17 protein-coding genes and 1 pseudogene are annotated in these 24,071 nt (G+C 70.9%); 8 read left to right on the top strand and 10 right to left on the bottom strand.

Annotated elements, in window-relative coordinates; genetic code table 11:
- Positions 1–144: 144 nt before the first annotated feature.
- The 6 genes from ADL29_RS03995 to ADL29_RS03970 form a co-directional block, all read right to left on the bottom strand.
- Positions 145–1,104, bottom strand: coding sequence for a LysR family transcriptional regulator (locus tag ADL29_RS03995; RefSeq protein WP_053922371.1), 960 nt, complete (start codon positions 1,102–1,104; stop codon positions 145–147).
- A 127-nt stretch (positions 1,105–1,231) separates the two neighbouring features.
- The gene (gene aspA, locus ADL29_RS03990) at positions 1,232–2,653 is read right to left on the bottom strand and encodes an aspartate ammonia-lyase (protein ID WP_053922370.1); all 1,422 of its coding nucleotides are present in this window, start codon (positions 2,651–2,653) and stop codon (positions 1,232–1,234) included.
- 89 nt (positions 2,654–2,742) lie between these two features.
- Positions 2,743–3,774 carry an asparaginase gene (locus ADL29_RS03985; protein WP_053922369.1) on the bottom strand — a complete coding sequence of 344 codons (1,032 nt, stop codon included), beginning with the start codon at positions 3,772–3,774 and terminating at the stop codon, positions 2,743–2,745.
- A 44-nt stretch (positions 3,775–3,818) separates the two neighbouring features.
- Complete coding sequence (locus tag ADL29_RS03980) at positions 3,819–5,309, bottom strand: amino acid permease (RefSeq protein WP_053922368.1); 1,491 nt, start codon at positions 5,307–5,309, stop codon at positions 3,819–3,821.
- 72 nt (positions 5,310–5,381) lie between these two features.
- On the bottom strand, positions 5,382–6,119 hold the full coding sequence (locus tag ADL29_RS03975) for a FadR/GntR family transcriptional regulator (protein WP_078970719.1): 738 nt from the start codon (positions 6,117–6,119) through the stop codon (positions 5,382–5,384).
- A gap of 237 nt (positions 6,120–6,356) precedes the next feature.
- Positions 6,357–6,995 carry an aldehyde dehydrogenase family protein gene (locus tag ADL29_RS03970; RefSeq protein WP_078970718.1) on the bottom strand — a complete coding sequence of 213 codons (639 nt, stop codon included), beginning with the start codon at positions 6,993–6,995 and terminating at the stop codon, positions 6,357–6,359.
- Between ADL29_RS03970 and ADL29_RS03965 the strand changes: the two genes are divergently transcribed.
- Both ADL29_RS03965 and ADL29_RS03960 read left to right on the top strand, forming a co-directional pair.
- Positions 6,994–7,458: a MerR family transcriptional regulator gene (locus ADL29_RS03965; protein ID WP_053922366.1), complete on the top strand. Its 465-nt coding sequence runs from the start codon at positions 6,994–6,996 to the stop codon at positions 7,456–7,458. The genes ADL29_RS03970 and ADL29_RS03965 overlap by 2 nt on opposite strands.
- 7 nt (positions 7,459–7,465) lie before the next feature.
- On the top strand, positions 7,466–8,491 hold the full coding sequence (locus tag ADL29_RS03960; protein WP_053922365.1) for an aldo/keto reductase: 1,026 nt from the start codon (positions 7,466–7,468) through the stop codon (positions 8,489–8,491).
- A gap of 270 nt (positions 8,492–8,761) precedes the next feature.
- Here the strand turns inward: ADL29_RS03960 and merB are convergent.
- Positions 8,762–9,091 (bottom strand): annotated as a pseudogene (merB, locus tag ADL29_RS44865) (organomercurial lyase); the annotation flags it as partial.
- A 360-nt stretch (positions 9,092–9,451) separates the two neighbouring features.
- The gene (locus ADL29_RS03955) at positions 9,452–10,681 is read right to left on the bottom strand and encodes an MFS transporter (protein ID WP_053922364.1); all 1,230 of its coding nucleotides are present in this window, start codon (positions 10,679–10,681) and stop codon (positions 9,452–9,454) included.
- A 58-nt stretch (positions 10,682–10,739) separates the two neighbouring features.
- On the opposite strand from ADL29_RS03955, the gene ADL29_RS03950 reads away from it, so the two are divergent.
- The 5 genes from ADL29_RS03950 to ADL29_RS03930 all read left to right on the top strand — a co-directional run bounded on the left by ADL29_RS03950 (position 10,740) and on the right by ADL29_RS03930 (position 19,121).
- Positions 10,740–11,708 carry an ArsR/SmtB family transcription factor gene (locus ADL29_RS03950; RefSeq protein ID WP_053922363.1) on the top strand — a complete coding sequence of 323 codons (969 nt, stop codon included), beginning with the start codon at positions 10,740–10,742 and terminating at the stop codon, positions 11,706–11,708.
- A 100-nt stretch (positions 11,709–11,808) separates the two neighbouring features.
- Positions 11,809–12,681, top strand: coding sequence for a protein kinase family protein (locus ADL29_RS03945; RefSeq protein ID WP_053922362.1), 873 nt, complete (start codon positions 11,809–11,811; stop codon positions 12,679–12,681).
- 4 nt (positions 12,682–12,685) lie between these two features.
- Entirely contained in the window at positions 12,686–14,872 is a 2,187-nt protein-coding gene (locus tag ADL29_RS03940) for a protein kinase domain-containing protein (protein WP_053922361.1), read from the top strand.
- A 52-nt stretch (positions 14,873–14,924) separates the two neighbouring features.
- On the top strand, positions 14,925–17,015 hold the full coding sequence (locus ADL29_RS03935) for a serine/threonine-protein kinase (RefSeq protein WP_053922360.1): 2,091 nt from the start codon (positions 14,925–14,927) through the stop codon (positions 17,013–17,015).
- Positions 17,016–17,261: 246 nt separating this feature from the next.
- On the top strand, positions 17,262–19,121 hold the full coding sequence (locus ADL29_RS03930; protein ID WP_211274242.1) for a glycoside hydrolase family 35 protein: 1,860 nt from the start codon (positions 17,262–17,264) through the stop codon (positions 19,119–19,121).
- Between the two features lie 114 nt (positions 19,122–19,235).
- On the opposite strand, the gene ADL29_RS03925 is transcribed toward ADL29_RS03930, so the two are convergent.
- Together ADL29_RS03925 and ADL29_RS03920 are read right to left on the bottom strand one after the other, a co-directional pair.
- Positions 19,236–20,987, bottom strand: a complete 1,752-nt coding sequence (locus ADL29_RS03925; protein ID WP_245689127.1) for a PKD domain-containing protein — start codon at positions 20,985–20,987, stop codon at positions 19,236–19,238.
- Between the two features lie 286 nt (positions 20,988–21,273).
- Positions 21,274–22,332 carry a LacI family DNA-binding transcriptional regulator gene (locus ADL29_RS03920; protein WP_342671135.1) on the bottom strand — a complete coding sequence of 353 codons (1,059 nt, stop codon included), beginning with the start codon at positions 22,330–22,332 and terminating at the stop codon, positions 21,274–21,276.
- Positions 22,333–22,765: 433 nt separating this feature from the next.
- Here ADL29_RS03920 and ADL29_RS03915 point away from each other — a divergent pair, with 433 nt between their 5' ends.
- Complete coding sequence (locus ADL29_RS03915) at positions 22,766–24,070, top strand: ABC transporter substrate-binding protein (RefSeq protein ID WP_053922357.1); 1,305 nt, start codon at positions 22,766–22,768, stop codon at positions 24,068–24,070.
- Position 24,071 lies beyond the last annotated feature (1 nt).

Raw genomic sequence — 24,071 nt, 5'->3', positions numbered from 1 at the left:
GACCGCGGCAATAAGGTGTGACATAGCACCTGGGGCCGAGCAGCCATAACATCCGGGCCCACGGTCCCGTCGATGCGGCGGCACCAACGCCGGTTCCACGCAGCTCAGTTGAGCCGACGCGGCATGTGGACGCCGAGCCGCGCCCTACGGCCTGGTCATGCTCCAGGTCCGTGAGGCCCACGTCCGGAAGTGCGGCGACTGCGCGATGAGAGCACGGTATGCCGCGGCGGCGGAGTCGAAAAGGGTGTCCGCCACCTCGTCGGCAACGCTCTCACGTCGCCAGGCCAGCACATAACGGCACCACAGGGGCGTGCCGGCCAGCGGTTTGATGAGGACGTCGGGGATCGGCCGGAGCGTCGCCTGAACGATGGAGATCCCTATGCCTTGAGCGATCATGTTCTGCAACTGCTGCTGGTCGCCCAGGAATTCGTGGGCCGCAGCCGGCGTGAATCCGGCCGCTCCACAGGCTTCGTAGAACACTCCCGGCCAACCCGCCCCGTCGTCCGGAGTCAGAAACCACGCGTCGTCCGCCAGGTCGGCGAGCGCCACCTCCGGGCAGTGCCGGAGCCGGTGCCCGGCCGGCAGTGCGACGAAGGACGGCTCGGTGACGATCCCGCGGTGTGCCACGGCGGCCGAATGCCGCAGCTCACGGCCGGGGTAGTCCGCGGCGATCGCGGCATGCACCTCGCCGCGTTCCAGGAGTTCGACGATCTCCGAGGACGAATACACACTGCTGACCGTGAGCGTGAGATCGGGCAGGCGGCTCCGGAGCCGGTTGAGCATGCCGGAAAGGACGGGCGAGTTGGTCGAGGCCAGGCGGAGGGGACCGCGCGTCCTCGCATCGTCTGCGGCCGGCCGGCGCCCGATCGCAGCCGCACGGGCCAGGACGTCACGGGCCTGGTCCAGGACCTCGGTGCCGTACCGCGTCGGCTCGACACCCGAGGTGTTCCGCTCGAACAGCCGGTGACCGAAGTGCCGCTCGATCCGCTGGAGCTGTGCGCTCATGGCCGGCTGTGAGTACCCCAGGGCCGACGCGGCCCGGCCCACGCTCCCGGCATCGGCGATCGCGCACAGCACTCTCAGGTGCCGAAGCTCCAACTCCATGGCTGCACTCCTCCCAGTCCGCGCCAGGGAACGATACGCCCGCAGCCGTCCCACGGCTGGAAGCGGCCGAATGAGTGCGGGGACCGTCGCCGCGTTTCTCCGTCGGTCCCCGCCTGGGCGCTCGGGATCAGGCCGGGGTCAAGTCACCGCCCGTGCCCGCGACTTCCTCCGGGCGCAGCAGGGCCGCGAGCCGTTCGGCCGGAAGCAGCCCCTGCTCCAGCACCAGCTCGGCGACCCCGCGCCCGGTCGCGAGCGCTTCCTTGGCGATCGCGGTGGCGGCGGTGTAGCCGATGTGCGGGTTGAGGGCGGTGACCAGACCGATGGAGTTCTCCACGCTCGCGCGCAGTGTCTCGGTGTTGGCGGTGATGCCCGCCACGCAGCGCTCGGCGAGGGTGCGGCAGGCGGCGCCGAGGTGGGTGATGCTCTCCGAGAGGGAGTGCAGGATGACCGGCTCGAACGCGTTGAGCTGGAGCTGGCCCGCCTCGGCGGCCATGGTGATGGTGACGTCGTTGCCGATGACCTCGAAGGCCACCTGGTTGACGACCTCCGGGATCACCGGGTTGACCTTGCCGGGCATGATGCTCGAACCGGCCTGCACCGGCGGCAGGTTGATCTCCGCGAGGCCCGCGCGCGGGCCGGAGGAGAGCAGCCGCAGATCGTTGCAGCTCTTGGAGAGCTTGACGGCGATCCGCTTGAGGACGCCGGAGAGATGGACGAACGCCCCGCAGTCCTGCGTCGCCTCGACGAGGTTGGCGGCGGTGACCAGGGGCAGGCCGGTGAGGGCGGCCAGGTGGCCGCGGGCCGCTTCGGCGTAGCCCTTGGGGGCGTTGAGCCCGGTGCCGATGGCGGTGGCGCCGAGGTTGATCTCGTGGACGAGCAGGACGGCCTCGGCCAGTCGGCTCTGGTCCTCCTCCAGCATCACCGCGTACGTGGAGAACTCCTGGCCCAGCGTCATCGGCACCGCGTCCTGGAGCTGGGTGCGCCCCATCTTGAGGATGTCGCGGAACTCCTCGGCCTTGGCGGCGAAGGCCTTGCGCAGCACGGCCATCGCGTCGAGCAGCTCCCGTACGGCGCTGATCGTGGCGACGTTCACCGCGGTCGGGTACACGTCGTTGGTCGACTGGCTGAGGTTGACGTGCTCGTTGGGGTGCAGATGCCGGTAGTCGCCCTTGTCGTGGCCCAGGATCTCCAGCGCACGGTTGGCGATCACCTCGTTGGCGTTCATGTTGGTCGAGGTGCCGGCACCGCCCTGGATGACATCGACGATGAACTGGTCGTGCAGCCGGCCCTCGGTCCTGATCTCCCGGCAGGCCGCGGCGATGGCGTCGGCCCGCTCCGCGTCGAGCAGGCCGAGGTCCTGGTTGGCGCGGGCGGCGGCTTCCTTGACGGCGGCGAGCGCAGTGATCAGATGCGGGTAGGCGGAGATCGGCGTGCCGGTGATCGGGAAGTTCTCCGCGGCGCGCAGCGTGTGCACGCCCCAGTACGCGTCGGCTGGTATCTCGCGGTCGCCGAGCAGATCGTGTTCGCGGCGGTGGGCGGCGGCAGTCATGGTGCGGGTGGTCCTTTGCGAGGTGGGAGGAGGAGAGCGAGCGCCGAGGGGTGTGAACGGCGCCCGATTGAAGTGGAGTTGACGGGAGGTCAGGCGCGGTTGTCCCACGGGGCGAGGGCGCCCGCGGCCCGGAGGGATCCGACCGGTGCGCCGCCGCCGATGACCGGCGTGGTGGCGAAGGCCGCGAGGACCTCGGGATCGACTCCGCAGCGCGCCAGGGCCGCCGCCGTCACCGGCATCCGGGCACGGTCGGCGCCATCGGCGATCTTCACGCCGACGGCCCGCCCGTCCGGCAGCGCCGCGATCCCCACGCCCTCGAAGCCGTCCTTGGCGAGCAGCCCCGGTACGGCGTGCACCAGCCGGGCGACATCCCGTCCGCTGCCGGAGACCATCTCGGGGTGCTCGCGCATGGCCTGGGCGACCCGGCCCTCGTCGGTGCCGGGAGCGGCGGTCGCGAGCCGGGCGGCGGCCCGGGTCAGTCCGTGCAGCGAGACCGCGAACAGCGGCGCGCCGCAGCCGTCGACGGTGACCCGGGCGATGCCCTGACCGGTGAGGTCCTCGACGGTCGCGGCGATCTCCCGCTGCAACGGGTGCCCCGGGTCGAGGTAGTCGTCCAGGCGCCAGCCCCGCGTCCGGGCCGTCAGCAGCATGGCGGCGTGCTTGCCCGAGCAGTTCTGGGCGAGCCGGGTGGGGCCGAGACCGCGCCCGATCCACTCGTCCCGTACGGCGCTCCCGTACGGCAGATCGGGGACGTTGCGCAGGTCGTCCTCGGTCAGACCGGCGGTGGCGAGGATGCGCCCGGCGGTGGCCAGGTGCCGGTCCTCGCCGGAGTGGCTGGCCGCGACCAGCGCCAGCGCCTCGTCGTCCAGCGGCGGCAGGCCCGCACGCAGCAGGCCGACCGCCTGGAGCGGTTTGAGAGCCGAGCGCGGGTAGAAGGCGGCCTCGATGTCGCCTGTCTGGAACGCCACGCTCCCGTCGGCCGCCAGGACCACGACCGATCCGTGGTGGACGCCCTCGATGATGCCTCCGCGCACCACATGGGCGACGGGAGCGTGGGCCGGTTCGCGGACCTCTGGCGGGGCCTGGGGAGCGCGGCGCGGCAGGGTGGTGCTCTGACTCATGATCGGTTCTCGGTGCTTTCGGTGCTCTGAGGGGTGTCGGTGTTCTAGGGGGCGGTGTGGTGGGTGTGTCCGGTGCTCTCCGGCGCCGCCGCATCCTGTATGGCCCGGACCCGTCCCCGTACCAGGAACCAGCCGCCGACCAGCGCGGCCACGATCAGGGGCAGGGAGAGGACGGTGGTCCGGCCGGCGCCGCCGTCGGTCCACATCAGGACCAGGACCAGGGCGAGGAAGGCCAGTGTGACGCTCTCGGTCCACGGCGAGCCGGGGAGCCGGTAGACGGGGCGGACGAGCTGCCCGGCCTGTGTCTTCCGCCAGAAGAGCAGATGACAGACCATGATCAGCGCCCAGGTGCTGAGGATGCCGATCGCCGCGAAGTTCAGCACGATCTCGAACGCCTCGCTCGGCACGACGTAGTTGAGGCCCACGCCCAGCACACACACTCCCGACGTGAGCAGGATGCCGCCGTACGGGACCTGGCTGCGGCTCATCACGCCGGTGCACCGCGGCGCGGAACCGGACATCGCCATCGAGCGCAGAATCCGCCCGGTGGAGTAGAGACCGGAGTTGAGGCTGGACATCGCGGCGGTCAGCACGACGAGGTTCATCACGCCGCCCGCCGCGGGCACCCCCACATGGGACAGCACGGTCACGAAGGGGGACTCATCGGCCGAGTACGCGTTCCACGGCAGCAGCATCGTCAGCAGAACCACCGAGCCGACGTAGAAGAGGGCCACCCGCCACATGATGGAGTTGATCGCCTTGGGCATGACCTTCTCCGGCTCCGCGGTCTCACCTGCCGTGATACCGACCATCTCGACGGAGGCATAGGCGAAGACGACGCCCTGGACGACCATCAGCATCGCGAGGGTCCCGGTGGGAAAGACACCGCCGTTGTCGGTGATCAGGGCGGGACCGGGGGAGTGGCCGGCGATCGGGTGCTGGGTGACCAGCAGGAAGATGCCGATCAGCATGAAGACGACCAGCGCGCCGACCTTGACGATCGCGAACCAGAACTCCATCTCACCGAAGATCTTCACGGAGATCAGATTCACGGTCAGCACGACCGCGAGCGCTGTCAGGGCGATCACCCACTGCGGGATGTCGGAGAACATGCCCCAGTAGTGCGTATAGGTCGCCACCGCCGTGATGTCGGCGATCCCGGTGGTGGCCCAGTTCAGGAAGTACATCCAGCCCGCGACGAACGCCCCCTTCTCGCCGAGGAACTCCCGGGCGTAGGAGACGAACGCGCCGGAGGACGGCCGGTGCAGCACCAGTTCCCCCAGCGCGCGCACCACGAGGAAGGCGAAGACGCCACAGACCGCGTACGCCAGGGCCAGCGAGGGCCCGGCGCCGGCCAGCCGGCCGCCCGCGCCGAGGAACAGCCCGGTGCCGATCGCCCCGCCGATGGCGATCATGTTGATGTGCCGGGTTTTCAGCGACTTGCTGTACCCGGCATCTCCCGCATCGGGGGGCCCGCTCGCTGCCGCCCGCTGCTCCTGCTGTGGCTCCGCCTGCCGGAGGGACTGCTCACTCATGCCGAAACCTCGCTTCACTCGGCCTCGCTTGCGCGCGGCGGTGCCTTCAGGTGGTGATCGCGCTGCCTTCGTTCACACGTGACCCTCACTCTCCGTGGAGGGGTTCGTGTCGTGGGGTGGCCGCACGATGGTGGTCAGCGTCGACTCGACGCGGGCGAGGTGGTGCTCCATGGCTTCCGCCGCGTCGTGCTCGGACTGGTCGATGAGCGCCTCGACGATCGCCCGGTGCTCCCGGTTCGCCTGCTCGCGCCGTCCGCCGAGCTCGTTGAGGAAGGCGGACTGCCGGGCCAGCGCGTCGCGGATCTCCTCGATCACCCGCCGGAAGACCGGGTTCCGGGCCGCCTGGGCGACGGAGAGGTGGAAGAGGGTGTCCATGGCGACCCATGCGGTGGTGTCGGTCTCCTGCTCCATCCGCTCCAGCAGGTGACTCAGCTGGTCGAGGTCCTCCGGCGTACGGCGTACCGCCGCGTACCCGGCCACCGGGATCTCCACATGCCGACGCACTTCGAGAAGATCGCTGGCCGAGTAGTCGCCGAAGGTGGGGTCGGCGGTCGCGCCGTCGGAGACGACGAAGGTGCCCTTGCCCGTACGCGAGACCGTCAGCCCCATCGTCTGGAGCGCCCGCAGCGCCTCCCGGAGCACGGGTCTGCTGACTTCCAGGCGACGGCAGAGCTCCGCCTCCGAGGGGAGCTTGTCCCCGACCGCGTAGTCGCCCCGCTCGATGGCGCCGCGCAGATGGTTCAGGACCGCTTCCATCGCGCTGACGCGCCGGGGCATTCCGCCAGCTGTCTGGCTGTCTGACAGGTTCACCCGGGGATCGTCGAGTCTGGCGGGGGCCGCTGTCAAGGGGTGGGGCGGTCCGCGCGGAAGTCCGGCGGGCCTCCAGGGGGCGGAGCCGATCTCGGCCTCCCGCGGCGTCGGCGACAAATGCGCTGGTCAGTGAAGCGCCGACGCCCCTGCCGCGGGCCTCGGCGGCCATCGCGATCTTGTCCGGACCGGCGTCCTGCCGACCGGCCGTCCGCGTCGCGGCTCAGCCCCGGCGGTCCGTCACAGCATGACGTGCTTGACCTGCGTGTAGTCGAGCAGGCCGGTGAGGGAGAGATCGCTGCCGTAGCCGGAGTGGCGTACGTCACCGTGCGGCATCTCCGACACCGTCGTGCCGTGGGTGTTGACCCAGACGATGCCGGTGCGCAGCGCGCGGCTCGCGCGCATGGCGCGGTCGTGGTCGCGGGTCCAGACGCTCGCGGCGAGTCCCTGGGGTACGTCGTTCGCCAGGTGGAGGGCCTCGGACTCGTCGGCGAAGGGCTGGATGGTGACGACCGGGCCGAACACCTCGCTCTGTACGATCTCGTCCTTCTGCCGCGCCCCCGCGATCACCGTGGCCTGGTGAAAGTAGCCGGGCCGGTCGAGGGACGCGCCGCCGGTGACGATCTCGGCGTGGTCCGGGAGACGTTGCAACAGGCCCTGTACGGAGGCGAGTTGGGCGGGATGGGCCAGCGGGCCGAAGGCGGCGTGAGCGTCGTCGGGTGCTCCGGGCAGCTGCCGAGCGAGCGCTCGGCCTGCCGGACGCCATGCCGAGGGACTGACTTCCCGGGTGTGCCGACCGGCCGCCCCGCCGTGCCATCGCCACAGCGCGCGGAGTGCGCTTGCTTCAAGTGCACTTGAACGTCCTAACGTAATCGGCATGACGGTGATCGACAGCAACCCCGTGAAATCCCCGCCCGTGGACGTCTGCGTGGTCGCGGGGACGGACCATCCGCGACCCGACGGCCAGGACCGCTACACGATCCGCGAGGTCGCGGAGTACACCGGGCTCAGGGCTCACACCCTGCGCTGGTACGAGGAAATCGGTCTGATGCCGCACGTGGAGCGGTCGCACAACGGCCAGCGTCTCTTCAGCAACAGGGACCTGGACTGGCTCACCTTCGTACGCAGGCTGAGACTGACCGGGATGCCGGTCGCCGACATGGTCACGTTCGCGGAGCTGGTCCGCCAGGGTGAGGCCACCTTCGACGAACGGCGGGAGATTCTGGAACAGACCCGGCGCGAGGTCGTCACGCGCATCGCGGAGTTGCAGGACACCCTCACCGTCCTTGACGCCAAGATCGATTTTTATGCGGGCGCCCGCCGGGCGTCGGAAAGGGACTGAGGCCATCATGAGCAACACCATCGAACAGATCAGCAAGGTCGAGCTGGGCAACGGCGGCCCCCTCGTCGGCGTCCAGGGCTTCGGCGCCATGGGCATCAGCGCCGCATACGGGCAGACGGACGACGCGGCGGCCCGCGACACCCTGGAGGCCACCGTCGAGGCGGGCGTCACCTTCATCGACACCGCCGACATGTACGGCGTCGGTGCCAACGAGGAGTTCCTCGCACCGTTCGTCGCCGCGCACCGCGACACGATCACCCTGGCCACCAAGTTCGGCATCGAGTACCGCGCCGACGACCCGGGCTACCGGGCCATCCGTAACGATCCCGGCTACGTCAAGAAGGCCGTCGAGGCGAGTCTGCGCCGCCTGAACGTCGAGGTCATCGACCTTTACTACATGCACCGCCGCGACCCCGCCGTCCCGCTCGCCGAGTCCGTCGGCGCCATGGCCGAACTGGTGCGGGAAGGCAAGGTCAAGCATCTCGGCCTGAGCGAGGTCACCGGTGCCGAGCTGCGCGAGGCGCACGCCGTGCACCCGATCACCGCCGTGCAGTCGGAGTGGTCGGTCTTCAGCCGGGACGTCGAGCACAGCGTGGTGGGCGCGGCCGCCGCACTCGGGGTCGCCTTCGTGCCGTACTCGCCCCTGGGCAGGGGTTTTCTGACGGGTGCCTTCACCGACGCGGGCAAGGACCTCTCCAGCAGCGACTTCCGCCAGTCGCTGCCGCGCTACACCGGCGACAATGCCAAGGCGAACGCCGCTCTCCTGGCGCCCCTGCACAAGATCGCAGCCGACCACGGCGCCACCACGGCGCAGATCGCCCTCGCCTGGGTGCAGCACCGGGCGCAGGCACACGGCCTGACCGTCGTGCCGATCCCCGGGACCCGCAGGCGCAGCCGCCTCCTCGAGAACGCCGCGGCCACCCGGATCGCGCTGAGCGCCGAGGAACTGGCGCTGCTGGAGCCGATCGCCGGACAGGTTGCGGGTGACCGTTACGCGGACATGTCCCTCACCTCCGCGGCGCGGGAAGCGTAGGTCCGCCCGCGGAGGGATCCCGAGTGGGCCGTGGCCCAGGCCTGGGCGTTCCCCGGGAACCCGGCGGTGTCCTGGAGTACTTGGAGGATCCGCCCCGACCGACCGGGTTTGAGGCAGGGGAAGCCAGTCCGGGCCGGTCCGATCCTTCTCTTGCCGGTCGGGCAGGCCCCAGAAGGGGCCATACAGGCCGGCCTCCACGAAGTAGTCGGCGGCGGAAGCGGGATCACGACGGGAGCAGCCCGGTTCCAGGCGCCCCGCGTACCAGTTGCGGGCGAGACGCCACAGGGTCGCCAGATCCATGACGTAGCCGCGCTCCTGCCCGGTACGCGCCGGCCAGCTGTCGACGCACGGGGCGGAACAGAACAGCCGCTGGTGGTTGCAGGTGTGGACGACGTCCTCCCAGGCACGGCGGATCGGGATGAGGAAGTGCGCCACCTCGTTGCCGGGTGGCGGCGCGGCTCGGTTGACCACCCAGGCGTGCGGGGTGTCACAGGCCGGACAGCGGGTGGCGGCCAGCACGTCCGGCTCGCCGTGGACCAGATGCGGGATGGCGAACGAGTCCCAGGCACAGCCGCCCCACCACAGCGTGCGCGCCCCCATGACCGGGAAGCCGAGCGGCACGGAGGCGAAGGGATGAGCCATGAGGACCCGATCGCGGTCCCGCGGGTCCCACACCAGATCATGGCTCGCGTGCAGTTGCGCCAGCCCCTCGCGCACCTCGTCGGCGGAGAGCCCGGTGCAACCGGCCAGCTCGGACGTGCGCGGAGCCTGGCCGGTGCCTGCGAAACCCTCGGCCATGTGCCTGTGCTCCTGTCGCCGGTGCGGGGCCACTCGGATCCAGCATGTGTCCTGGCGCCCCCAGTGTCGTGACCGCTGGTGCGGCACGGACACGCACCGCAGCGAGCGCGACAGCATGCCTGCGAAGAGCCGCTTTCCCCCGCCGAGGATGACGGCCCTGCCTCACCGTGCCGCATCGGGTTGGGCGGGCCGTGGGGAGGCAGGCTGCCGGGACGGTTGGGCATGCTGGGTGTGCGGGAGGGGGCGCAGACCAGGAACCAGGGCGAGCGTGACCGCTGTCGAAACCGCTGCCGTTGCGGCCATGGCCAGTGAGGGAGAGGTGAACTGTGCGACGGCGCCCGCCAGGGCCGCGCCCACACCCTGCAGGGTGAGCATGCCGGCGGAGTGCAGCCCGAGGGCGTGCCCGCTCAGCTCTTCCGGCGTCAGGAACATCAGACGCTCCTGGAGCGGCAGGCTCGCCGCGTATCCGAGCCCGGCGACCACGACCGCCGGTACGGCGACGGCAAGCGGCGGCCGCAGGGCGAAGACCAGGTACGGAGCGGCCAGCAGCAGACTCAGCGGAACGCCGAGCCGTTGCCGCCACCGCCGGGGTACGAACCTGCCCACCAGGACGTCGCCGACCAGCATGCCGAACGCACCACAGGCGAAGAGCACTCCGGCATTCCGGGGGGTGTAGGAGACGTACAGGGACTCACAACCAACGATCAGCCCGTTGGGAACCCACAACGCCAGGTAGACATGGCGGCGGGGCCTCGAGTCCCACAGACGCGCGTTGTTCCGCCAGGTCTCGCCGACTGACGGCCGTCCCGCGGCCCGCGGCGCGCGGCGGGCGAGACCGAACCGGGCCACGGCCGCGGCCGAGCAGTACAGCGCAGAGCCGACGAGCAGCGCGCCGCGTGCGGACAGCGCCGCCACCAGTACACCGCCGACCGCGAACCCGCAGATCTGCACGGCCCCCGCCGACATGTTGAACAGGGAGCGCCCCAGCAGGTAACCGTCCTTCGTGAGGAGCTCGTTGAGCAACCCGTAGCGCACCCCGCCACCGACGGCGGAGACCACACCGAGTGCGAGGACGACCGCGAAGGCCGCCGTGACGGGCAGACCGGGCAGGGCCTGGGCCGCGGTGCCGAGACCGAAGAGCAGGGACAGTCCGGTCAAGGCGGCGCGCGGTGGCAGCCGGTCGGCTGCCGACAGCAGCGTCGTGGCCCCGATCACCTGGGCGAGCGAGGGACCGAACATGGCGAGAGCGGTCAGCAAGGGCGAACCGGTTCCCGAGTGGATCAGCGTTCCCAGGGCCAGTCCGCTCACCGTCTGACCCGCCCCCTGCCCGGCAGACGTCAGCAGGAGCGGGGTGAACTCCCTGGTACGGAAAAGGGTGCGATAGGTCTGCATGCCCGGAGTCTCAGCGGCGCTGCGGAGCCGGCGTAATGTTTCGCAGGGAGGCGAAACCATGGGCTGGTGGCAGGTCAACGCGGACACACTCGCCGGAAGCCGGTTCGTCATCTCGCCCCTCGCGGAGGCCACCGCATGCCTGAAAGTCCTGGAACGAGGCAGGGCCGCACACCCGGGGGAGCGTGCCTGGCTGGACACGTACCTGCCTGCCTACCTCGGCCGGAAGGCCCGGCACCCGATCACCGCACTCCTCATACGAGCCGCCCTGGGACCCACCTGGAACGCCACCTTCCTCACCCCCACACCAACCACCGAGAAGGAGCAGGTGTTTGACGCCGAGGTGGCGCGGCTGCGGGACACACCGGCCGAGACCGCCCGCACCGACCTGACCGTCTCACTGAACGGCCCCCTCCCCGCCGAGCTGCACCGTTCCGATCTGCCGCAGCGGGCCGCCGACCTCGTGGAGTGGGTCTGGCGGCACACGGTGTTGCCCGACTGGCCGCGGCGCCGACGGATCATCGAGGCCGATGTCGTGGCGCGCACGGCGCAGTGGGGCGAAGGCGGCTGGGCGAGCGCCCTGGCCGATATGCGCACCGGCATGCGCTGGCTCGGGCAGAGCCGTCTGCAGGTCACCGCGCGTGACCATCCTTCGCGAGAGATCTCCGGAGCGCAGTTGATGTTTGTGCCGGTCACGCCGCAGCAGAGCTGGGTCTCCTGGCAGTCCCGGCGCTACGCCGTCGTCTACCCCTGCTCGGGTGTCCTGGCGGAGGCGGAGCGCACACCGGTTCCAGAGCCGTTGCGCGCGCTTCTCGGGCCGGTACGGGCAAGGGTCCTCGTGCTGCTGGACGACCCGAAGAGCACCACACACCTGGTGGCGTTGACCGGGCACGGGTTGGGGTCCGTGGGGCGCCACCTGAAGGTGCTGCTCGATGCCCGTCTGGTGCAACGACGGCGTGTGGGGCGTTCCGTGCTCTACTGCCGCACCGAGGCGGGGGAGGCGCTCGTCAGGGCCCAGAAGGACGCATGACGTCTCTTGGGTGCCGTCCCGGAGGCCGGGCCCCCTTCCACCCCTCGTTCGCCCCGCATATAAGCTCCCGTGCGAAACGAGCCTGACGGGGGATAACCAAGTGGAGAGGCTGCGGCAGGACGATCCTGCGCGGATCGGGGACTTTGTGACGTTGGCCCGTCTCGATGCGGACGGCAGCCGGGGCGTTCCCGAGCGTCGCTATCTCGCCCGCAGTGCCGACGGCGGGCGCACGGTCCTGGTGTGTCTGCCGCCGGCCGGCGGTGACCCGGCACGGTGGGCGGCCGAGGCGCAGCAGGCGGCCCGGCTGACCCAGCCCGGGTTCTGGCCTGTTGTCGAGTGCGGCGGGACGTCGGCCTTCCCCTGGTACGCGTCCCCGTACCGCCCCGCGCTGCCGCTGCCCGCCGTCCTGGCCGCGCACGGCGGCCCGCTGCCGGAGCCGCTGGTCCGCATGCTGGGCGGCACGCTGGCCGAAGCCCTGGCCTCGGCCCATGTTCTGGGCATCGTGCACGGCGGTGTCTGCCCGGCGGGCGTGCTGCTGACCGCCTGCGGGCCGTTCCTGGGGTGTTTCGGTGCGATGCGCGCGACCGCGGTCGCAGGGGCCTCCGCCACGCCGGCGACCTGGCTGGATACCGGGTGCCTGGCTCCCGAGCTGGCGGCGGGCGCCCCGGTGGACCGGGCCGGGGACGTCTACGCCCTGGGTGCCGTGCTGGCGTACGCGGCGACCGGGCACACCGTGCCCGAGCGGCAGGAGATCCCCGCCGGACTGCGCGACATCGTCACCGCGTGCCGTTCGCGCGATGCGGACCGCCGGCCGGAACCGGCCAGGGTGCTGGCGGAGTTGCTGCCGGGCGCGGCGTACGGCGCGCTGGCCGGCTCCACGGAGCCGGTGTCGCTGCCCGGCCGTGTCGTGGCGGCGTTGTCCCGTCAGTCGGCGGAGGTCCTCGCCGCCGCACTCCCCACCCAAGAGCGCTGAGGCCATGATCTCCCCACTTCTGCACGACGACCCGCACACCGTCGGGCCGTTCCGGATCCTCGCCCGCCTCGGCGGGGGCGGTATGGGCACCGTCTACCTGGCCCGTTCGGCGGGTGGACGCACGGTCGCGGTGAAGACACTGCACAGCCGTCTCACCGCGGACACCACGTTGCGCACCCGCTTCCGGCTGGAGACGGACGCGGCACGCGTCATCGGCTCCCGTCACGGTGCGGCGGTCGTCGACGCCGACCCCCAGGCGCCGACTCCGTGGCTGGCGACGGAGTACGTCCTCGGCCCGCCGCTGGACGAGGCCGTCGAGGCGGGCGGGCCGCTGCCGGAGCCGGCCGTGCGCGCTCTCGGCGCGTCGCTCGCCGCCGGGCTGGAGCAGCTGCACCGGTCGGAGGTGGTCCACCGCGACCTGAAGCCGTCCAACGTCCTGGTGACGGCGCAGGGCCCGCGGATCATCGACTTCGGCATCGCCCGGTCTTTCGGCGACGAGCACCTGACGAACGTCGGCAGCGCCATGGGAACGCCCGCGTTCATGTCGCCCGAGCAGGCGGCGGGCCTGGAACACGCCGCGGCGGGCGATGTGTTCGCCCTGGCCGGCGTGCTGGTCTTCGCCGCCACCGGCCGCGGCCCGTTCGGTGGCGGGGCGCCCACCGACCTGCTGTACCGCGTCCGGTTCGGCGAACCGGACCTCGGCAGCGTTCCCGAGGCGCTGCGCCCCCTGCTCTCCCGGTGCCTGGCCAAGGACCCCGCACACCGCCCGTCCACTTCCGAGCTGTTCGCCGCGCTGCGCGGCGCCGAGGATGCCCCCGTGGACCCCGGCGGGTTCGCGGACCTGCTCCCCGACGCGGTGCTGCGGGAGATCGCCCGGCGCAGCGACGAGGTGTGGCGCGAGCCGCCGCACCGCCTGCCGCCGCCGGTGCCCGCCGAGGCACCACACGCCGGGACCGCCCCCGTACCGGGCGTCTCGCGGCGGCGGCTGCTGTACGTGGCCGGGGGCGCCCTCCTGGGCGGCGGCCTCCTCGGCGGCGGGGCCTGGGCCCTGCTCGGGGATTCCGAGGACGGCGGAGGCGGCGCCAAGAAGAAGGACGCCGTCGACCGGCCGAAGCCCCCTTCGCCGCTGTGGAGCGCCGTCCTGCGGTGCCCGGACTCCGGGGGTGAGGTGATGACGGTGGGCCGGAACCTGGCCATGCGCGCGGGGATCGTGCTGTGCGGCATCAACGCCGAGTCGGGCAAGCCGACCTGGCAGGCAAACGTCGCCGAGACCTGGCGGTCGGCCACCGACGGCACGCGGATGTACGCCCTGCGGGGACACCAGGAGAAGGCGGCGTCGCTGGCTGTGTGCGAGGTCTCGCAGTTCCACGGCGAGCTGAGCAAGCCCCTTGTGGAACTCTCCGCGTTCACCGGCAAGGAGCAGTACAACCAGCTGCTGTGCGTGGCCGACGGCACCGCGTACCTGGTGGCGCGGGCCGCCTCCGGCAAGCGCTGGTACCTGGTCGCGGCCGACCTGAAGTCGGGCAAGGAGCGCTGGCGCAGCCCGGTGGACGGGCCGGGGACCGAGGGCGTGCCGCCGGTGCTGAGCGGCGTTGTGGTGGGATCCCGGGTGGTGCTGTGCGGGAGCCCGAGCACGGACTCGCACTTCATCGGCCTCTCCGCGCACGACAAGGGCCACGGCCGCCAACTGTGGGAGATGTCCGAGACGTTCACGGGCACCCTCCCGCCGTCCCGGCTGGTCACCGACGACCGGAACCTCTACTTCGGCGCCGAGAACCTCACCGCCCGCCGGCTCTCCGACGGCGGGCTGGAGTGGTACTTCGGCAACCGGCCCGGCGCCGGCGACCGCGCACGTGAGGAGCGGCGGTTCGGCGCGCCCACCGTCCACGACGGAGTCGTCTACAGCACCGAGGGCGATCAGGGACTGGTCGCCGTCGACGCCGCCTCCGGCACGCTGAACTGGCAGGAGAAGGGCCTGTCCGGCAGGAAGAACAAGCGCGATGTGGCCCCGGCGGTCGGCAAGCGGTACGCCTACTGCGCCGACGACAAGGGCCTGCGCGCCATCGACCTGCGCACCCGCAAGGCCGTCTGGACGTACGAGACCGAGCCCGTCGTCCTGACCGCCGACCCCCAGGGCGGACGGCTGTACGTCCGCCAGGAGAAGCGGACGGTCGCCCTCCCGCTCGCCTGACACACCGCCTGTTTGACACACCGCCCGTTCCCGATCCAGGAGAAGACTGCCTGTGAAACCCCTCGGCCAGGGAGATCCGCTGCGCCTGGGCCCCTACCGCCTCCACGGCGTCCTCGGAGAGGGCGGCATGGGCAAGGTGTACTTCGCAGCCGACGCCTCCGGCCGCCCCGCCGCGGTCAAGGTCCTGCTGCCGGAACTCGCCCACGACGGGCACCTGGCCGACCGTTTCCTGCGGGAGGCGCGGACCGCACGGGCGGTGACCAGCGAGGGCGTGGCCCGCGTACTGGCCGCCGAACTGGAGGGCGGCAGGCCGTGGATCGCCACGGAGTTCCTGGCCGGCCCGACGCTGGACGACGCCGTCAAGGACTTCGGGCCCCTCGACGACGCCGCCGTGCGGGAGCTGGCGCGGTCACTGGCCCGCACGCTCCGGGACGTGCACGCCACGGGGCTGGTCCACCGGGACGTCAAGCCCCCCAACGTCGTCCTCACCTCGCGCGGCCCCCGCCTGATCGACTTCGGCATCGCCCGCCCCGAGCACGGCCTGACCCTCACCCGTACCGGACAGATCCCGGTCACCCCCGGCTACGGCGCGCCGGAACAGGTCCTCGGGCAGCGCGTCGGACCGGCGGCCGACGTCTTCTCCCTCGGCGCCGTCCTCGCCTTCGCCGCGGGCGGCCGGCCGGCGTACACCGGTGCCGAGATCACGGCCGTCCTGTACGAGGTCGTGCACGGCAACCCCGACCTGGAGGCCGTACCGGAGGGCCTGCGGTACCTCGTCACGCCCTGCTTCGCCAAGGACCCGGCGGCACGCCCGCTGCCCACCCAGGTCGCCGAGGCCGCGGGGACGGCGCCGCGGCAGCCCGAACGGCTGTGGAAGTCCGGCCGGCTGGGGCAGGAGATCCGGCAACGGGAAGCGACGGCGCGCCGCCTGACGGCCCGTACGCCCGCTCCCGAGGGTGCCTCACCCGGCGGCACCCCCCGCCTCACCCGGCGGCGGCTCCTCGCCGCGGCCGGCGGCGGGGCGCTGCTTGCCGCCGCGGGCGGCGGCACCGCCTGGTGGCTCAACCGTGACGACGGTGCGGACACCCCGCCCGACCCCTTCGACATCCCGCCGGCCGCCAAGGTGAAGGCCGCGCCGCTCGGCTCCGCCGAAGGCTCCCCGAAAGAGCTGTGGGGCCCCGTCCCGAACGTGGCTGCCCCCGGCTCGCCGGCCCCGCTGCCGGTACGTGACGTGGTGGTCTATGCGGCCTCCGGGGGTGGCATCGCGGCGCGCCGGGTCACCGACGGCCGGGAGCGGTGGAAGATCGCCGACGCGAAGGCGGCGGCCGGCTATCTGTGCATCGGGGACCGGCTGGTGGCCACCGCCGACGGCAAGGGCACGCTGCGCACCTGGGTGGCCGCCACCGGGTCCCCCCGCTGGACGGTGGACGCGGAGGTGGGCACCCTGCTGGCCGCCGACGCCCACGCCGTCTACCTGCTGACCTCCGACGGCCGGCTGCGCTGCGTCGGGACCGACGGGAAGGTGAAGTGGACCAAGCGGCCACCACTGCCGCTGTCCGGCGGCCGCCCCGCGGCGGCCCTCGGCGCCGGCCATCTGGTGGTCTGCAGCAAGGCGGGAGACGTGGTCGCGGTCCGCGCCGAGGACGGTGCCCGCGCCTGGGTCCGCCAGAACCAGGCCGCGGGACCGCTGCCGCCCGTCATCGACGGCACAACCGTCTATCTCGGCGGTCGCAGCCTGGCGGCGGTCGAGGTCGCGAGCGGCAGCGAGCGGTGGGCCCTGGACCCGCTGCGACCGCCCCGGGAGGAGGACGACACCGCCGGATGGGGCCCGCCCGCCGTGGCCGGCGGGATGGTCTACGCACTGAACTGCGAGGTGCCGAGGTGGGTGCGCACCGACGGCAGCCAGGAGCCGCTCATGGTACTCATCTCCGGTGTGGCTCCGCCCTGGCGGCCTCCCGTCGTCCAGGGCAACAGCCTCTGGATCGTGGAGAGTGACGACATCGGGGTGAGCGGCCTGCCGCGCTCCGGGGAGGGACAGGCCCAGACCTACCCCCTCAGCGGCCAGGACCGCTCCATGGCAGGCGACGCCAACCGCCTCTTCGTCCGCAACGGCGCATCACTGCTGGCGCTGCCGGTGTACTGAGCCGTTTGCCGGCGATCGCAGCGGTACCCGTCGGCTGTACCGCGTCCACGTTCCTCCAGGAGAGCGTCGCCGGCCACACGTTGGTCCTTCACTGGGGGCGCCTCGCGCTGGGCGTGCTCATCGCCCTGGCAGGTCCGGACCCTTGTGCTCGTTTCTGTTCTACCTAACACTCTCAATGAACAGAAACGCGCATCACTGAACATGTTCGAACCTTGGTGACGGTCGGTCGAGTCAAGGAGAGCAGACATGACGCAGTTCAGCCGACGGAGATTTCTGAGCGCGGCCATGGTGGGGGCCGCATCCGCGGGTGTCGTTCTGGGCGGCGGCCGCACGACCCTCGCCCAGGCCGACAGCCCGCGGGGACTGACCATCCGTGGCAACGAATTCCTGCTGGACGGCGAGCCGTTCCGGATCCTCTCGGGCGCCTTCCACTACTTCCGGACGCATCCCAAGGACTGGCGCGACCGGTTGCTGCGGATGCGGGCCATGGGCCTGAACACGGTGGAGACCTATGTCGCCTGGAACTTCCACCAACCGTACGAGGCCAAGAGGAAAGCCGACTTCAGCGGATGGCGCGACGTCGCCGCCTTCGTACGGACCGCGGACGAGGCCGGACTCAAGGTGATCGTGAGACCGGGGCCGTACATCTGCGCGGAATGGGACTTCGGCGGTCTGCCGGCCTGGCTCCTCAAGGACAAGGACGCTCCGCTGCGCCGCTCCGACCCCGCCTACGAGCGGGCGGTTGACGCCTGGTTCGCCGAACTGCTGCCCCGGTTCGTCGATCTGCAGGCCACCCGCGGCGGGCCCATCATCGCCATGCAGGTCGAGAACGAGTACGGCAGCTACGGCGACGACCATGCGCACCTGGAACATCTGCGGGACACCATGCGGGCGCAGGGCGTGGACAGCCTGCTGTTCTGCTCCAACGGAGCCAGTCAGCAGGCGCTGGAGGACGGCAGCCTTCCCGACCTCCTCTCCACCGTCAACTTCGCCGGGGACCCCACCGGACCCTTTGCCGAACTGCGCCGATTCCAGCCGGACAAGCCCGTGTTCTGCACGGAGTTCTGGGACGGCTGGTTCGACCACTGGGGAGAGCACCACCACACCACCGACCCGGCAGGGACCGCCGCCGACGTGGAGAAGATCCTCGAAACGGGTGCGTCCATCAACTTCTATATGGCGGTGGGCGGAACCAACTTCGGCTGGTCCGCAGGTGCCAACCTGAGCGGCAGCGCCTACCAGCCCACCGTCACCAGCTACGACTACGACTCCCCGATCAGCGAATCCGGCGAACTCACCGAGAAATTCCACAAGGTGCGTGACGTACTGGCCAAGTACACCACTCTGCCCAGCACACCCCTTCCGGCCACCCCGCGCCGCATGCCGGCCCAGAGGGTCGCCGTTCGTGAGTCGGTGCCGCTGATGGACGCGCTCGACGTGCTGAGCAGCACCCCAATACGGCGTACCGCGCCCGTCCACATGGAGGCGCTCGGGCAGGCGTACGGACTGATCCACTACCGCACTCGGGTGCGCGGACCGCAGGGGAGCAAGGAGTTGAAGGTCACCGGCCTGGGCGATCGTGCCCTGGTGTTCGGCGACGGCAAGCGCATCGGCACCTTCGACCGCAACCAGCCGGACCACACCGTCGGCTTCACCGTGGCCGGCGCATCCGGCACCCTCGACCTCCTGGTCGATCCCACCGGACGGGTCAACTTCGGCCAGGGGCTCAATGACCCCAAGGGAATCAGCGGCAAGGTCCTTCTCGACGACGAGGAAGTGAGCGACTGGGAAATCCGCCGGCTGCCTCTCGACAACCTCTCGGCTCTGACGTTCGGAGGCGGAGACACGCCGACCGGCCCCGCCTTTCACCGGGCCCGGGTCCATGTCGACACCCCCGCGGACGGCTTCCTCGCCTTTCCGGGCTGGGACAAGGGCATGGTGTGGCTCAACGGCTTCGCGCTCGGCCGGTACTGGTCGCTCGGACCGCAGGTCACCCTGTACGCCCCGAGCCATTTGTGGCGTCGGGGGCGGAACGAGCTCGTCGTCCTGGAGATGGAGCGGACGGGGGACCGGATCGAGGTACGGTCCGAGCCCGACATCGGTTAGGGCAGGAGACCGGGGGGAGGGGCGGCCCGCTCCTGCGAGCCGCCCCCTTGGCCGGAGCCTCAGGTCGGGGTCTTGGACCGGAGTCTCAGACCCGGAGCCTCAGACCCGGAGTCTTCAGTCCGCGGTGAGGGGCCGGGCGGCCTCGACCAGGACCCTTCGCCCCTCCTGACCGGTCATCACGACGCGTGACAGCCAGGGACCCTTACGGTCGTAGGCATGGGTGACGGCCGCCTCGCTCGTCTCCTGCTGCGTACCGTCGCCGAAGTACCAGTGGTAGCGGTACCCGGCGGCGGGCTGCTTTCCGTCCACCGTCACGGACATGCGCACCTCACTGCCGACGTGCGCGTTCCCGGGGGCGTTCAGCCGGGCCCGGGGTCCCTGGCGGGGGAGGTGGAACCACCGGCGCACACTCGGGTTGAGGAGAAATGCGTCGGCGTACTGCCGGGCGCCCTCGATGTCGGGATGTCCGACCGCTGCACTCAGGCATTGCAGAGGAGTCGCGCTCAGCTCGGGGCAGGCCCGCGTGCGCAGCGGGAACGCCGGGTCGGTCAGCGGAGTGTTCCAGACCTTGGAGTCCCGGGAGAGCACGGCGTTGTCCACGGTGAACAGCCCGTCGGCCGCGACCGCGTAGGAACCGTCCTTGGACGCCTTGTTGGCGGCGGCCGCCGCCTGGTGGTAGGCGGCATTGGCCAGTTGGGTGTACTGCTCGTAGCGTTCGGCCACGCTGCCGAGGGCGGCTTTGCAGGAGGTCAGCCACGCCCCGGCAACTCCCGGGGTCGAGCAGGTCTTCACCGGGATCGGAGAACTGCTGCGGCTCAGCGCGTAGTAGAAGTCGGCCACGAGCACCTTCGGATGCCCCGGCAGGGAGTGGGCCTTCTCGATCGCCGCCTGCATCCCGCGTCCGCCGTACCCGACCTTCGCGCCGCTGAAGTAGGGCACGTCCTTGGCCGGGTTCTCCGCTGCCGCGCCGATGCCGGAGCACTCGCGCTTCACTGCCTTGCGCAGGTTCTCCGAGCCGGGGGTGATGCCGACGCCGATGCCGAAGAAGGGATCGAGGTCGTTGATACACCCGTTGATCACGACCAGATCGAGGCCGTAGCCGCCCGCCCGCGCCTGTGCGCCCGCCTTCTCCAACTGGCAGAAGACATCCGGCATTTGCTGGGTGACCTCGCCGAACTCCATCTCCCCGTCGCCGTCCGGATCCTGCTTCTCCGTCGTGCGCAGACAGGCCGCGTCGTTGTTGCCCGCGGGCAGCTCGGGCGCATCGAGCACCGCGCCGGAGATCGAGTAGTCCATGTGCTGAACGCCCCGGCCGGTCCGGCGGCCGAGCAACTCACCCGTCAGATAAGGGAACTTCTGGTCGTGGTCCAGGCCCTGCCCCCAGACGACGGAGTCACCGACGGATGCCACCCGCACCGGGTGGCACCCCCGGCGTATCGTGTCCCGCCAGACCTTGCCGTAGCGGCCGGGTGCCTGGCCGCCGGACGAGGCGGCGACGCGGGCGTCGATCTGCAGGGCGGTCTCGGTTGCGGGCACCCGGTCGAAGGGGATGCTGAACTTCGCCGTGCCGACATCGGCGGCCATGTCGAGGCGCCCGCCGGCCAGCTGCTTCTCACCGGCGCGTACCCGCCACTCCACGGTGGCTCCTGCCTTCGCCGCGGCGGGGTCGTAGACCTCCACCCTGCCGTGCACCGCTCCGCTGCACACCGGATTCGGCGTCAGGTCCACGTCGAGGACGAGGGGGAACGCCGACCCCGGCAAGGCGATGGTGTGCGCAGCGGTCTGCGCCGCGGCGGGGAGCCCGCCGAGAAGCTGACCGAAGAGCACTCCGGCCGCGCCGGCCGCCGCGACACACCTCGCGGCCAACGAGCGACGGGCCACTCCGGGCCTGCTCGGAACGGAACCCGCGCCGGTGCCCGCCCGCCTGGGCGCAACCCACCGCGACCACGCTAATCTCACGCCAATACCCCTGTGTTCGCTGTCATTTCGGTCCGTGCGGAGTCAACTGAATCCCGCATCGGTAGGGATGATGACAGTCGGGGGACCGGTATGGACCACGAGCAGGGTCCCGTACTGCGTGAAACTGATCACTTACCCACGGTTACGGTCTGGCGGGGTCGAGGTGCACGCCGCGGAATGCCCCTACGGCCCCTCAGCCCGCCCCGCCCTCCGCCCCCTCCGCGCCGCCGTTGCGCAGCGGCACGGTGCTCGCCCGCGGGATCAGGCGGGTGGGCAGGACGATATGACGCCCAGGGTCCGCGTCCGGGTCGTCGATCAGCGAGCGGGCCAGTTCGCCGGCCGCGCGGCCGATGTCCTCCGGTGACTGGGCGACCGTGGAGAGATCGGACCACTCCGCGATCGGGTGGTCGTCGAAGCCGAGGACGGAGATCCGTTCGGGCACCTCGACACGGGCCTTGCGCAGCGTCCAGATCACCCAGGAGGCGAGCTCGTCGTGTTCGGCGAAGATGGCGGTGGGCGGCTCCCACAGGCTGAGCAGCTCGCCGATCGCCTCCGCGATGCTGCGCTTGTCGTCGACCGGGGTGGCGACCACCAGGTCGTCGTCCAGGGGGACGCCCGCCCGGGTGAGCGCCTGCTGATAGCCGGCCACCCGCTCGTTGGAGCTGAACGCGAATCCGCTGGCGCCGACCGACTGGACGAACGCGATACGACGGTGCCCGAGATTGAGCAGATGCTGGGTGCCCCGGCACGCCCCGGCCACGTCGTCGACATACACGCTCGGGCAGCCCTCGGCGTGCTGGCTGACGTAGACGACCGGCATCTCCAGGTCGTCCAGTCGGGCCTTCTCCTCGGCCGTGAGATCGAAGCAGAAGACCAGCAGCGCATCGGCGTTCCGCCGGGCCGGCAGCCGCTCGAAGAAGTCGGCGCGCTCGGTCATCTCGGGGGTGACATAGACGAGCACGTCCATGCCCGCGGTGCGCAGCTCCGGTCCGAGGGCGGACACCGCCGAGCCGATGAACCAGGAGTTGAGGGTGGGTACCAGCACCGCCACCACGCCGGTCTTGCCGGTGACCAGGCTGGCGGCCTGCCGGGAGACCGCGAAGTTCAGCTCGCGGGCGGCTTGTTCGACCCGGGCGCGGACTTCGGGCGAGACCGTCGCAAGGCCGCGAAGGGTGCGCGAAACGGTGGAAGCGGAGACCCCGGCCCGCTCGGCGACATCGGCCATCGTGGGGTGCCGTTGAGCTGCTGGCATGAACGGACGGTAGCACAGCGGGCACATGTTCATGGCGATAGATGACAGCGCTGTCATGGCCTGTCATGGCCTTGTTGCGGGCCTGCGCGCCGCGGCGTCGTCCTCGGGACCCCCCGCCGGGATCCCGGTAGTGATCCCGGCGGGGGATCCCTGTAACGGCTGCATGGTGCATCTGGATGTCCGGTGGATTACCGCGACGTAGCGCATTGACTTCCCCTGTGTGGCCTCCTAGCTTGAAAGCGCTGTCACAGCGTAGGTGGCTCCGCCTGAGAGAAGCGAACCTTCGAGGCGTTGACCTGCTATTTCTTCCTGTCTGACGCATGTGGCAGCGCATTCACGGCTTATCCGCCGTGTTTTCATTGCTCTCTTTTCCCCTACCTGTCCATGCGATCCGGCGGGCCGCACCCTGCCGGTGAAGGGATGAGACCCCCGCATGACTACAGCAAGAACCACCAGAGCGCTGCGGAGCGCCGGCGCGGTGCTCGCAGGGCTCGCGGCCCTCGCCGCCTGCGGCGCGCCCGGCGGCACCGTGGCGGCAGGCAAGCCGTCGTTCGAGGGCCGCGGCCCCATCACCTACGTGGCCGGCAAGGACGCCACCGGCTCCGTCCAGCCGGTGCTCGACCGCTGGAACAAGCTGCACCCGACGGAGAAGGTCACCTTCATCCAGCTGCCCACGGACCCCGACGCCCAGCGTCAGCAGATGATCCAGAACGCGCAGACAAAGTCCGATGCCTATACGGTGCTGTCCCTCGATGCCGTGTGGACCTCGGAGTTTGCCGCGCACCGTTGGATCGACCGGCTGCCGCAGGACCGTTTTCCGCTGGCCAGGATGCTCGGGCCGATCGTGGAGACCGGGAAGTACCGCGGCGGCCTGTACGCCGTCCCGGCCAGTTCGGACGGCGGCATGCTCTACTACCGCAGCGATCTGCTGAAACGGGCCGGCATCGAGCGGCCCCCGGCCACCTGGGCCGAGATGACGGCCGACTGCGCCAAGGTACGGAAGCTGCCCGAAGCCAAGGGCATGAGCTGTTATGTCGGGCAGTTCCAGAAGTACGAGGGACTGACCGTCAACTTCGCCGAGGCCGTGAACTCCGCCGGCGGTGTCATCACCGACCCGGTCGGCGCGCCGCACGTCGACACCCCCCAGGCGAAGCGCGGACTGGACTTCCTGGTCCACTCCTTCAGGAGCGGCATCATCCCGAAGGATGCCCTGACCTACCAGGAGGAAGACGGCCGACGGGTCTTCCAGGCCGGGAAGGTGATCTTCGAACGGCAGTGGCCGTACATGTACGCCCTGGCGGCGAAGAAGGACGGCTCCAGCAAGGTCGCGGGCAGGTTCGCGGTCGCACCGCTTCCCGGCCTCAAGGGGCCCGGCGCATCCAGCCTGGGCGGACACAACCTGGCCCTGTCGGCCTCGGCCGGGAACAAGGCCACGGCGATCGACTTCATGAAGTTCTTCTCCAGCGAGCAGCTCCAGCGCTTCACGCTCGCCCACGCGCCCGCCGCGCCGACGTACAAGGCGCTCTACCGGGACCCGACGCTCGTCAAGAAGTATCCGTACCTCCCGACGCTCAAGAAGTCGATCCTGCACGCGGTGCCGCGCCCCCGGGTCTACCAGTACGGCGATGTCACCGCGGCGATCCAACGGGAGGCGTATGCCGCCATGACCGGCAGCAAGAACAGCGAGCAGGCCCTGAAGGACCTCCAGAAGGCCCTTCAGCTGCCCGCGGCGGAGTAAG

The sequence above is a fragment of the Streptomyces chattanoogensis genome (genome assembly GCF_001294335.1).
GTDB lineage: Bacteria > Actinomycetota > Actinomycetes > Streptomycetales > Streptomycetaceae > Streptomyces > Streptomyces chattanoogensis.
This window is presented reverse-complemented; position numbering and strand designations above follow the sequence as displayed.